This window comes from Apibacter sp. wkB309, assembly GCF_002964915.1.
GTDB lineage: Bacteria > Bacteroidota > Bacteroidia > Flavobacteriales > Weeksellaceae > Apibacter.
On record NZ_PSZL01000005.1, the window covers coordinates 68,012 to 80,927 of the forward strand.

General features: G+C 29.7%; 10 protein-coding genes. 2 read left to right on the forward strand and 8 right to left on the reverse strand.

The window, feature by feature from the left end:
- Positions 1-348 precede the first annotated feature (348 nt).
- Both C4S75_RS04605 and C4S75_RS04610 read left to right on the forward strand, forming a co-directional pair.
- Positions 349-1,056, forward strand: coding sequence for a histidine phosphatase family protein (locus C4S75_RS04605; RefSeq protein ID WP_105297153.1), 708 nt, complete (start codon positions 349-351; stop codon positions 1,054-1,056).
- A gap of 240 nt (positions 1,057-1,296) precedes the next feature.
- A complete protein-coding gene (locus tag C4S75_RS04610; RefSeq protein WP_105297154.1) occupies positions 1,297-2,364 on the forward strand; it encodes a helix-hairpin-helix domain-containing protein in 1,068 nt (355 codons plus the stop codon).
- 47 nt (positions 2,365-2,411) lie between these two features.
- On the opposite strand, the gene ribB is transcribed toward C4S75_RS04610, so the two are convergent.
- The 8 genes from ribB to C4S75_RS04650 form a co-directional block, all read right to left on the reverse strand.
- Positions 2,412-3,536 (reverse strand): 3,4-dihydroxy-2-butanone-4-phosphate synthase, encoded by a 1,125-nt coding sequence (gene ribB, locus C4S75_RS04615; protein WP_105297191.1) that lies wholly within the window; start codon positions 3,534-3,536, stop codon positions 2,412-2,414.
- Between the two features lie 2 nt (positions 3,537-3,538).
- On the reverse strand, positions 3,539-5,002 hold the full coding sequence (locus C4S75_RS04620) for an LptF/LptG family permease (RefSeq protein ID WP_105297155.1): 1,464 nt from the start codon (positions 5,000-5,002) through the stop codon (positions 3,539-3,541).
- A gap of 3 nt (positions 5,003-5,005) precedes the next feature.
- On the reverse strand, positions 5,006-5,629 hold the full coding sequence (locus C4S75_RS04625) for a hypothetical protein (RefSeq protein ID WP_105297156.1): 624 nt from the start codon (positions 5,627-5,629) through the stop codon (positions 5,006-5,008).
- A gap of 18 nt (positions 5,630-5,647) precedes the next feature.
- Positions 5,648-8,128 (reverse strand): DNA translocase FtsK, encoded by a 2,481-nt coding sequence (locus C4S75_RS04630; protein ID WP_105297157.1) that lies wholly within the window; start codon positions 8,126-8,128, stop codon positions 5,648-5,650.
- A gap of 149 nt (positions 8,129-8,277) precedes the next feature.
- The gene (locus tag C4S75_RS04635; protein WP_105297158.1) at positions 8,278-9,009 is read right to left on the reverse strand and encodes a Bax inhibitor-1/YccA family protein; all 732 of its coding nucleotides are present in this window, start codon (positions 9,007-9,009) and stop codon (positions 8,278-8,280) included.
- A 109-nt stretch (positions 9,010-9,118) separates the two neighbouring features.
- Positions 9,119-9,550: a ribose 5-phosphate isomerase B gene (gene rpiB, locus C4S75_RS04640; RefSeq protein WP_105297159.1), complete on the reverse strand. Its 432-nt coding sequence runs from the start codon at positions 9,548-9,550 to the stop codon at positions 9,119-9,121.
- Positions 9,551-9,562: 12 nt separating this feature from the next.
- A complete protein-coding gene (gene gltX / locus C4S75_RS04645) occupies positions 9,563-11,071 on the reverse strand; it encodes a glutamate--tRNA ligase (RefSeq protein WP_105297160.1) in 1,509 nt (502 codons plus the stop codon).
- A 68-nt stretch (positions 11,072-11,139) separates the two neighbouring features.
- Positions 11,140-12,870 carry a hypothetical protein gene (locus C4S75_RS04650; RefSeq protein ID WP_105297161.1) on the reverse strand — a complete coding sequence of 577 codons (1,731 nt, stop codon included), beginning with the start codon at positions 12,868-12,870 and terminating at the stop codon, positions 11,140-11,142.
- Between the last annotated feature and the right edge of the window lie 46 nt (positions 12,871-12,916).

The following is a 12,916-nucleotide window of genomic DNA, read 5'->3' on the forward strand; positions in this document are numbered from 1 at the left end:
TTGGAAAAATCGAAAATCAAAGCCTAACCTGCCTACTGAAGTAGATAGGGTAAGATAAAAGGGTAATTTTATTAACCGGCAATGTTAAATTGCGTAATAACATAACTAAGATTTTTAACTTTTAAAATCTAAATTAACATAACAAAAATAATAATTATTTTTTTATACGAATAAAATTTTTTAAAAATTATACGGTTAAAAATAATTATTTTATAGATATATTTTGTTTTTTAATTTTAAGTTTAATTAAATCAACAACATGAAATACTGGTTAACTATGATGATTATTCTGTACTTATAACAAACAAAATTTTCTAATTTTGTATTTAAAATGCTAATATTTTTTATATGGGATCTAAGATTACATTTTACATAGTACGTCATGGTAAGACAATTTTAAATACGTTAAACAAAGTTCAAGGTTGGAGTGATACACCGTTAACAAAAGAAGGGATTGAGGTAGCAGAAAATTTGGGTAAAGGATTGAAAGATGTTAAATTTTCTTCTGCTTTTTGCAGTGATTTACGGAGAACCAGAGAGACCATTAATATTATTTTAAAGAATTCAGATCAAAAAGAACTTCCGGTAACAGAAAAACCTGAATTAAGAGAAATCTGTTTTGGAGCGTATGAAACTGCCTTAGCTACGGAAATGTTTAAGGATGTTGCCTTATATCTACATTACACAAATGCTCAGGATTTATTTAATGATATCTTTGACAAGAATAAAGAAATTACTTATAAAGAAGCGGTCAATACCATAAGTATTTTAGATCCTATGAAAATGGCAGAAGATTTTAATACAGTTGAAAAAAGAACGCATAAAGCTTTATCGGATATTGTACAGCTCGAAAGTAAGAATAAGAAAAATAAAAACGTTCTGATTGTGTCTCACGGATTAAGTATAACTCTAATGCTTCATAATCTGGGAGGTAAAAGGTTATTTGTTAAGGATTTGGAAAACGCTTCAGTATGTAAAGTTATATTTGAAGATGGAAAATATATCATCGAATCGGTTAATGATATGAGCTATGCAGAAAAAGGAAAAAATAGCTAAATATTTAGACTTAAATTTTTCATATAATAGTTTTGTAAAGTATCCATTGAGTTCGCAATTTTAAAGAGATTGTTAACTTACTAAGAACTATTTTGAATTTTAGGTTATTATTTTACAGCGGTTTAAAAGAAGTAGTATTTCATTTTTTTAATATAAAAATATAATTTTTTTACGTTACCATAATAAATGGTAACATTTTAAAAATTAAGCTCTTGTAATTATATATTTATATTAACTTTTATGAATTTACGCCTTAAAATGATAAAAGAGCAACGAATAGGTGTTCTTTTGTTGCTCATAATTATATGTATTTTAGAATTATTAATTCATAGGAATGCTTTAATTTCCTCGATCTTTGAGACTAATAATGCTAACCCTTTTCATTTTGTTGAAGAAATTAATGATCAGAATTCTAAAGAAAAGGATAATAATGATAAACTTATAGAACCTTTTTATCCAACTGATTATAATACAGAAGACTGGCAGAGTTTAGGTTTCTCTAAAAAACAAGCAGAGGTAATTATTAACTATAAGGCTATGCTTGGAGGTAAATTTACTTCTAAAGAACAGCTTAAATCTTGCTATGTAATCTCCGAGGAAATGTATGCTAAAATATCTCCATTTCTGTTATTACCGGAGAACGGCTTTAATGAAACAACTACTAATTCTAGTAAAGTAAAGAAGTATCGGTTATTAACATTTGACCCGAATACATATAAAGTAAACGATTGGGTACAAATAGGTTTTTCAGAAAAACAAGCGGAAAGCATTATAAGATATAAAAATGCTATCGGTGGAAAGTTCGAATCCAAAGAGGATTTAAAAAAATGTTATGTGATATCAACTGTAAAATATCATGAATTGGAATCGTACATTAAGCTTCCTTCTCAAAATATTGAAAATACATCAAATATAAAAATACTACAAATCTCCAATGAAAAAAAGGATATTAATACTGCATCTTTTAACGATATAAATTCCGTAATTGAAAATGAAATCATAACTAAAAGAATATTGAGTTTTAGAAAAGGATTAGGTGGTTTTGTGTCGATGGAACAAATTAAAGATGTATATGATATAACTTCTGAAATGGTTTCAAAAATTTTTGATTCTTTCGTTTTAGATCCAACTCAAGTTCTTAAAATAAATTTACAAACAGCCTTAGAAGAAGATTTACACAAACATATTTATTTAAGGAAATATAAAAATAAAATTATAGAAGCAAGAAATAAGAAGCAAGATCCTTTACGTGTAATTACCGAATCAGATCCAAAATATCATTTTATAATTCAATACTTGGTTAAATAAAGAAGCTACTATATAGCTTCTTTATTTATAATTTATGAGAATGAAATTTAAATTTTAATTTCATTTACAATCTTAATTCCATATCCACTACTTAGAGGGAAATTTTTATTAGGATTGGTTGTTAAAACATTGATATTTTTAATTCCTAAATTTTTAATTATTTGTGCACCGATTCCTAAATCCCTTTCGTCGGATTGTATTCCAAAATCAGCTATTTCTCCCGATATGTATTTTTTGAGTTCGCTCAGATGATTTTCAATTACCTCTGTATTGGAAGGATTGTTTATAAAAATAATTACTCCTTTGCCATTTTCATTAATAAAATTAATAGATCTATTTACAATGGTTTCTTCTCCTTGAGCAAGAGTTTTGAAAAGATCCAAATATACATTATTAGCACAAACTTTTACGGGTACGATTTCATCTTCATTAATTTCACCTTTCACTAAGGCAAAATGAATTTGATCATTGGTTTTATCTTTATACGTTACAAATCGTAATTCACCATAATAGGTTTTGATTATTTCATCGTCGATTTTTTCAATCAAAGAATCATTTTTAAGACGATATGAAATTAAGTCTTTAATAGTTATAATTTTTAAATCAAATTTCTTAGCAACTTCCATTAATTGAGGCAAACGAGCCATTGTTCCATCCTCATTCATAATTTCAACTAAAACTCCGGTAGAAGGAAGTCCCGCTAATTGTAATAAATCGACGGTAGCTTCAGTATGTCCGTCTCTTTTAAGTACTCCTCCTTTTTTTGCAACTAAAGGAAAAATATGACCCGGACGGGCAAAATCACTTGGCTTGATATTTTCATCGACAAGGGCTTTAACGGTTTTGGATCGATCAGAAGCGGAAATACCTGTGGTAATCCCATGTCCTAGTAAATCTACTGAAACAGTGAAAGCCGTTTGCTTAGGATCAGTATTTTTTCCGACCATGTATTCCAAGTCCAGCTCTTCAGCTCTTTTTTGAGTTAAAGGCGTGCAAATCAAACCCCTTCCGTACTTAGTCATAAAATTTATAGTTTCTGGAGTCATAGTTGAAGCTGCAGCAACAAAATCACCCTCGTTTTCACGATCTTCATCATCAACAACTATAATTACCTTTCCCTGTCTTAATTCTTCAAGAGCTTCTGATATGGTATTCATTTTTAAGTCTGTAATAATCATTGGTATCTACTGTGTTCTAATTTTTTTTGTTTGATAAATTTACTAATAAATCTTTTAAAAGGTTTTAAATAATTATCCACGTCAAATAGTTCAGAATCTCTCATGGATTTTATGGTTAGAAAAATTCCAACAGGTAGAAATATAGCGTTAGGAATCCAAGAAGCCCAATAGGCGTTGATTACCTGATTTTTTGCCAAATTTTCCATATAAAGCCCTAAAATATAAAAAATGATAAATATTATTATGGCTACAACAACAGGCAAACCGACTCCCCCTTTTCTAATGATTGATCCTAGCGGAGCTCCTATCAAGAAAAATACAATACAGGTAACGGAATATGAAATGATATTTTTTTGCTGCCATAAAATCATTTTAGCTATAAATTTTTCTACCGCTTTCATTTCGGTAGCTTTTGAACCTAATTCATACTTAGACATAGTAACCTGATTTATGGCGGCTTTAACTAAATTATATTTAGTGTTTTCATCTAAGTTAGACAATTCAAACGGAAAATCTTCATTATAATGACTATAATCTAGGGAATCCAATGAATTTGTTTCTCCTAATAAAAGTTTCATGCCATTTTCTCCAAGCCCTTTAAAGTACACAGTATTGGAAGTCTTGATGGAATCTATATAAGTGCTTAATTCCGATACTGATTTATATCTGAAATTATCCCCTTCGGATTGTTTGTCTAGTGATTTTTTAATTATATCCGAAATATCGTAATATTGAGTTAAGGTGTCAAACTTAATGGAATTACCCGGTTGCTTTTTTAGTTCATTTAGATTTTTACCTTTAATGTTATCTTGATATATATATCCGTTATATAGTTCAATTTTTAAGTAATGGTTATCTTTGGAAATTATATTTCCTTTATCTGCTATAATGGTTTGTTGATCTTCAAAAGGGGAAGCATTTTTATGAATAAATACTTGATCCCATTCACTATCATTTTCACCACTTTTCCTGCCAATTTTAATGCTTAAAGGATTCATTTCCTTAATAAACCGTCCTTCTTCAAAGTTCAGAGCAGGTCTTGTTTGTGCAATATTGATGAGCATGTTACGCGCTCTTCGTTGGTTTTCGGGAAGTGTGGTGTTACAGAAATAAAATAACCAGATGGCCAGTAAGACTACAAGACTAAAAAGAGGATACATTATTCGGGCTAATGAAATTCCAGCTGATTTCATTGCAGCTAGTTCATATCGCTCTCCGAAACCACCAAATGTCATAATTGATGACAACAAGATAGTTAAAGGTAAAACGAGACGAATCACATCCAAGCCCAGATAATACAATAATTTAGATATGTCCCATAAGTTCAGTCCTTTACCTAAAAATTTATCCATTTGGTTAAAGGCAAACTGAACTACAAAGATGAACATTAAAACGCTAAATATAAATAAAAAAGGACCAAAAAAAGTGCGGATAATATACCAGTCTAACTTTTTAATCATCTTTTATAACTCTGTTAGTGTGTAATCTTTATAGTTATTTTTATCAAATGTAAGTAAAGATTTATTTACAATTAAATTTTCTTTAAAATCAATGATCATTAAAATTAAAGAACTTCCGTCGTTATAATTTTCAGATACTCTTATGATCTTATTATTAGAAAGAGCAAGAAGTATAGATTTTGATTTTTTGGTATCAATAGGAACCAATTTAATAACGGAACATTTAACATTATTAATAGTTGTATTTCCTTCAAAAGTAATATTAAAACCGCTTTTATAAAGACTTAAAATATTGGTAGGAGATAGGCTTTCACCGTCTTCTTTGTCAGAAGAAGTAATTTCTTTATCTTCCTTGGAAATAGTGTAAATCTTATTTCCGTCATAAATTTGGGTAATACTGGGTAGAATTAAATGATACTTTTCTTTAGCGGCATAAACCTGTCCAATTTCAGATATACTTTTTTGGCCGGGTATAGAATATAAATAATTGAATTTTATGTAAAATGTTGAATTTTGGCTGAGTTTAGCACTAGCTGTATCTAAAAGTCTTTTTGCTTCCGGATCAATTTTTTGAGCCCATATTAAAAATGAAGAACAAATAAATAAGAATGCAAATATCTTTTTCATATTATTAGGTAATGTTTTTTAGGGGTTTAAATTTTCCAATAATTGTTCCAAACTAACCAGGTCAGTAACCAGAACTTTACGTGCCTTACTTCCTTCGAAAGCCCCGACAATGCCGAACGCTTCAAGTTGATCCATTATTCTTCCGGCTCTATTATAACCCAATGATAATTTACGTTGAATCAAAGAGGTGGATCCTTGTTGAGCGGTTACAATTACTCGAGCAGCATCATTAAAAAGCTCATCTCTTTTTGCTTCAACCGCATCGTTTGAGCTTACACTTGAATTTTCTTCATAAAATTCCGGCAATAAATAAGCATCCGGATATCCTTGTTGAGAACCAATATATTCTGTTATTTTATCAACTTCGGGTGTATCAACAAAGGCACATTGCATACGTATCAGTTCATTACCGGTGGTAAACAACATATCTCCTTTCCCGATTAATTGATCGGCACCATTTCCGTCCAGAATAGTTCTTGAATCTATTTTTGAAGTTACGCGGAATGCAACACGAGCGGGGAAGTTGGCTTTAATCATTCCGGTAATAACATTTACGGAAGGCCTTTGTGTAGCTATAATAAGATGAATTCCTATGGCTCTGGCCAACTGAGCTAATCTGGCGATAGGAAGCTCTACTTCTTTTCCGGCGGTCATAATTAAATCAGCAAATTCATCAATAACCAAAACAATATACGGCAAGAATCGATGACCTTTTTCAGGATTTAATTTACGTTCCTTAAATTTTTGATTATATTCTTTGATGGTTCTTACATAAGCTGATTGGAGAAGTTTGTAACGATTATCCATTTCCACACAAAGTGAATTCAAAGTATTAATCACTTTAGTCGTATCGGTAATAATGGCTTCATCCGTATCCGGTAATTTTGCAAGAAAATGACGTTCAATTTTGTTGTATAAGGTAAGTTCCACCTTTTTAGGATCTACAAACACGAATTTTAATTCACTAGGATGTTTTTTGTATAACAGAGAAGTTATAATGGCGTTTAATCCCACCGATTTACCCTGTCCCGTAGCCCCGGCCATGAGCATGTGAGGCATTTTAGCTAAATCTGTAACGAAAGTTTCATTAGATATGGTTTTTCCGAAAACAATAGGTAATTCCATATCGATTTTTTGAAATTTTTGAGAAGCGATAACCGAACGCATGGAAACCATCGTTGCGGTACTATTGGGTACTTCAATACCAATAGTTCCTTTTCCGGGTATCGGAGCAATAATACGAATACCTAAAGCTGCGAGACTAAGGGCTATATCATCTTCCAAATTTTTAATTTTGGAAATACGGATACCTGCTTCAGGAATAATTTCATATAAAGTTACTGTTGGGCCGACCGTTGCTTTGATACTTGAAATTCCAATGCCATAATTTGCAAGTGTTGTTACAATTTTATTTTTATTTTCCTCTAACTCTTCACTGTTTATCGTAATATTATTATTCGTATTATAATTAGTTAAAAGATCAAGAGTAGGGTATTTATATTTAGGTAAATCTAATTTAGGATCATATGGTCCGAATTGGTCATATATATTTTTATTAGGCTCATTTTCAGATAAAATTTCTTCTTTTTTAGTTTCTTCTATAGTCAATGAAATATCATCTTCAACCGTTTCTTCTGTAGTAGGAATATCAATTTCTAATTCTGTAGAATGAGTGGTTGTGTCAGGATGGGAAGATTCTTCTATCAGAATATTGGTATTGGATAAATTTATAGGATTACTTTCCTCTTCTATTAGTGACTCGACTTGTTGTATACCTGTTAAATTTTCTTCTTGAATTTCATTTTTTGTTTGAACTTTTGCGATAACAGTCTCAGATTGAACGGTTTTAGGGTCTTTTATTTTCTCATAAATTTGGTCTTCTTCAAAAGGTTCTTTTAAAACATCCTTTTCTTTTTCTTTTTTAGACGGTTTGAAAGAAGGTGTTGAATGCAATTTAGATTTTACATGATCCACGCTCAAATTAAATTCAAGGATAAAATATATTGACAGGGTCAGCAACAATATAATACCTGTACCCACACTGCCCAATAATGATTTTAAATAATCATATACTTCATAGCCTATCAATCCGGAAAGCAACCATTTAGATCCGAAGACCATGGCTAGAAATATAGGAGTCCAAATAATAAAGAAAATCCCATGAGAGAGAAGTTTCCATATTTTTAGAATTTCTTTATTAAATAATACTTTAAAAGATAAAATAAATAAGAAGAACGGAATAAAAAATGCAATAACTCCTACACCATCAAAAATAAATATTTCCCCTAAGTAAGCGCCCGTTTTACCGATTATATTTTGCGCTGTAACATTTTTATTTAGATAAGAAGTTAATTGGCTTTGATCTTCTTTCCAATTAAAGTAAAATGAGAGGAATGAAATAAATAAGATGATGGAAAAGCTAAATAAAACTAAACCAAGGATTGTTTTTAATAAGGGCTTTTTTTTATTATTTTTATTATCTTGTGGATTGTTCTCCATATTTATTTATAAATAAATTTAAAATTACAAATTTTATAGTTTCTATTAGATTTATATTTTGTTTTAATAATGGTATTTTATTATATATAAATAGGTGAATAAAAGCTTTATTCACCTATAAACTATTTTAACGTTTTCAAAAAGTAAATTTATCTTCTTGAACCAAGAAATCTAAGTAAAAATAAGAAAAGGTTAATAAAATCTAAATAGAGAGACAAGGCACCTTGAATCGCTATTTTAGAATAACTTTCTCCATCTTCAGAGTTTATTTGTGATCCTATATTTTTCAGAGTTTGAGTATCATAAGCAATTAATCCCACAAATATTAAAACTCCAACCACTGAAATAATTAAATCCAACATGGAGTTATTTAAGAAAATATTGACAACTATGGCTAATAGTACACCTAGTAAAGCCATGGATAGAATTCTTCCAAATTTTGTAAGATCTGTTTTGGTAAAATAACCATATAAACTCATTATAGCAAATGTACCGGCAGTAATAAAAAATGTGGTAGCTATAGATGAAAAGGTATAAGCCAAAAAAATCATAGCCAAAGTCATTCCGTTTAAAAAAGAATAAAACAAAAAGACTGCCGATGCTAATCCTAAAGTCATTTTATGGATTGCTCCGCTTAAAGCAAATACTAATCCTAATTCGCCTAAAATTAAAGCATAATATAAGAAAGTAGGGCCGGTAGTACCAAACATTAAGCTTAATAATCCCGGAGAATTAGCTGTAAAATAAGCAGTAAAACCACTTATAAATAAAGCCAAGCTCATCCACATATATACTTTAGATATAAATGTAGCTTGCTGTTTAGCTATGGCATTTTTTTGAAACGATGGTTCAAGAGTGTTTCCGTAATCTTTATAATCCATTTGCTTAGTTATTTATTATTTCAAATATACAATATTTTGTATTACATAAAAAGTCAATATCTATTCCAAAAATTATTTATGAAATTTTGTCATATTTATAAAATTCGCTTTACCATTTGGATATCTTATCTACACGCATTTGATGTCTTCCCCCTTCAAATTGAGTGGATAAAAAAGTATCAATTATATCCTGAGCTAATTCTTTGGCAATGAAACGCGCAGGAATGGAAAGCACATTCGCATTGTTATGTTGTCTGGCTAAACGGGCAATATCTGTTTGCCAACAAAGGGCACAACGTATTCCGGAATGTTTATTTGCGGTTATGGATACCCCTTCGCCGCTGCCGCAGAAAAGTATGCCGAAATCAAATTCATTTTTCTCAACAGCAATAGCTAAAGGATGTACAAAATCCGGATAGTCTACACTTTCTCCCGAATAGGTTCCAAAGTCATGTACCTGATTTCCTTTTTCAGTGAGATATTTAAATATATAATTTTTATATTCAAATCCTGCATGATCTGAAGCTAATGCGATTTTCATGACCTATTATTTTTAAATTTTTGATTCTAAATTTTTTAAACGTTGTAAGCTTTCTTTTTTTCCTATTATTTCCATAATAACCGGAATATCCGGTCCTTTAAGATCACCAACTAGAGCTAAACGTAAGGGTTGCATTACTTTTCCAAATCCCAATCCTGAGTTTTCCACAAATTCATGAATCTTGTCATGTAATTCTTTTTCGATGAATGAAACAGACTCCAGATTAGAAATTAGTTGAGTAAGAATTGCTTTTGTATCGTCTTTAACAACCTTTTTATAGCTTTTTTCTTGATAAGTTGAAGGCGTAATCCAGAAAAAAGAACCTACTTCCCATATTTCTTTTACAAAATTAACTCTTTCTTTTAATAGTTCGATGATTCGAATATCTTTAGTGTCTTCTGTCTTAATACCTTTTTCTTTCAAAATTTTTTGAAATTCAGGGAGTAAGTCAGAGGCTTTGGATTTAATAATATATTCATGATTAAACCATTTTGCTTTATCAGGATTGAAACGAGCTCCTGCTTTATGGACTTTCTCCAATTCAAACTCTTGGATCATTTCGTTCAGAGATAGTATTTCCTTATCATTGGAAGGTGACCATCCTAGTAATGCCAACATATTTATAAAAGCTTCAGGCAGGTAACCTTCTTCTCTGTATCCTATGGAAGAAGTACCTTCTTTTTCGTTTTTCCAAGCAAGAGGAAATACAGGAAATCCGTATTTATCCCCATCTCGTTTGCTCAATTTACCCTTACCTTCCGGTTTTAAAATCAAAGGCAAATGGGCAAATTCCGGTGATTCCCATCCAAATGCTTCATAGAGCAAAACATGTAAGGCCAGGGACGGAAGCCATTCTTCTCCTCTTATCACATGGGTAATTTCCATGGTATGGTCATCTACTATATTGGCAAAATGATAGGTAGGCATTCCGTCAGTCTTTACTAAAACTTTATCATCTAAAATAGATGTATCGATGGAAAAGTTGCCTCGAATAATATCTTTTAAAACCAAAGTTCTGTGTGGTGGTATTTTAAATCGGATCACATAAGGAACACCCTCGTTTAATTTTTTTTGAACTTCATCGGGCGATAGAGAGAGACTATTATTGAGTTGATTTCTAATTTCATGGTTGTAAGAAAATACTTTGCCTTGTTCCTCATACTCTTTTCGTAACTTTTCTAATTCTTCCGGCGTGTCAAAAGCCAGGTATGCGAAATCTGTTTTAAGTATTTCTTCGATATATTTTTTATAGATGTCTTTTCTTTCAGATTGTTTATATGGAGCATAGGGTCCTCCTTTTTCAGGACTTTCATCCAATTCTAAGCCACACCATTTTAACGATTCGCTTATGTATTTTTCGGCATCTTCAACATAGCGGTTTTGATCGGTATCTTCAATGCGCAAGATAAATTTTCCCTTATTTTTTTTTGCGAAGAGATAATTATATAAAGCGGTTCTTACTCCTCCAATATGTAAATATCCGGTAGGACTGGGTGCAAATCGAACTCTGATTTCTGACATTTTCTATATTTTTCTACGCAAAAGTAACAAAGAAAAAATATATATTATAGAGAATTGAAACTTAAATTTCACTTAATCTTTTTATAAGATTGATAGTAATTGAAAATCTTATTATGTTGATTATCTAAATATCGTAATAAAATACTTTTATCTTTTTCATTAAATTCAGCTATAAATCGGGTCGTATTTTTTCCTTTAACACCAAAGAATTGTAGATTTTTATCATCTTCTGAATAAGGAATCTCTGTCACTTTATAAGTAATGTCATTTTCTTCCAATCTAGTTACGTTTGATTTAAAAAAATAATCGATAAGAATAGGGGATTTATACCTAAGCTTTTTCAATTGAGAAATTTGATAATGGGTATTTAAACTAAGATAAAAATTTAAAGTAAGTGAAATTATGATAAACATTAATGTATTAATGCTAATAAATAATAGAGTTATAAAAGTTCCGAATTTTAGATATTTAGAATTTATTGATTTATATTCCATTAGTAAAAGAATTAAAATAGGGCATAAGTAAAGTTGCGGAACCATTCTAGCGAACCAAAAATCTGGAAATGATAAAATACTCGCAATAACACCTAAAATTAAATAGTACAATCCGGAAGGAGCTTTAGAAGAAATAAAAAATGAAATAATGAAAAGAAGAGTCGATAGAATAACAATTCCTCCAAAGAAAGGTCCAAATCCCCCATATGTTATAGATACTTCATTAAGTACTTTGATCTCTGATAATTTTAATGAAAAAGGTATTTTTAAGTTAGTTGTTTTTTTACTGTCACCGGTATAAGAAAAATATGATATTAAGGCTTTTTCAATTCTATTTTTTTTGTAAAAATCATAACTTACATGAGAAGATAGTAAGTTTTCTATTTTTTCTTTTCCAAATGCAGGGTGAAAAATATGATAATCATTTTTTAAATTGGTGAAATAAGGATTTATATTAGTTAATGGAAAGATAATTATTCCGGATATTAAAAATGGAAATAGGTACTTAAATTTAAATTTATGCTCTTTCCATAAGTATATAAAAGAAAATAATACAAATATAAAAACTAATAAAATTGATGTAAATTTCAGCGATGAGAAAATTGATAATGTAAATATAAAAGTCACTAAATCAATTTTGTTATATCTTTTCAATAGGCAACTAAAAGAACAAAATAGTATGATTAAGCAAGAATACATGAAACCGTCTAAATAATAAGTAAATAGTTCAGTAACTACTATTGGATTTATACAGATAAGAAACGTATATAGATATCTCTTTAACTTGCTTAACTGAGTTTGTTTAAGCAATTTAAAAACATATATAAGAGAAGCTATCAGAACAATTATATTGATAAGCTTTCCTGATTCTACTTTTTGAGTAAAAGCATAAATAGAAGCGGCTATAATTTCATATCCTTTTGGATAGGATTGAACATATATTTGTGCAACATTAGTTTTTGATATTTCATAGATTGGATTCCATCCATTCTTTAGATTTATAATACTTTCTAAATGATACCATTGTCCATCAGCAGATAGATCATAGAAAAATATACTAAGTGAGTATGATATAAGGTAAAATAAAAGAGTTAAAAACCATTCATAACAATGAGGTTTTCTTGTTAAGAAAAAAAGGATGAAATAAGATAATATAAACGAAAAAAGTATTGTAAATACATAGAGGCTGATTTTACATATAAATAATAGATTTGATAAAAATAATGTTATGAAAAGGGGAGATAGTAAAAGAAAAATTAAAGCGGATAAATTTAGACGAGTAAATTTTTTAGTAGTTATAAACATTTAAATGGAATTTTAATTTGTAAATATAAAAAAGGAATATGTATTT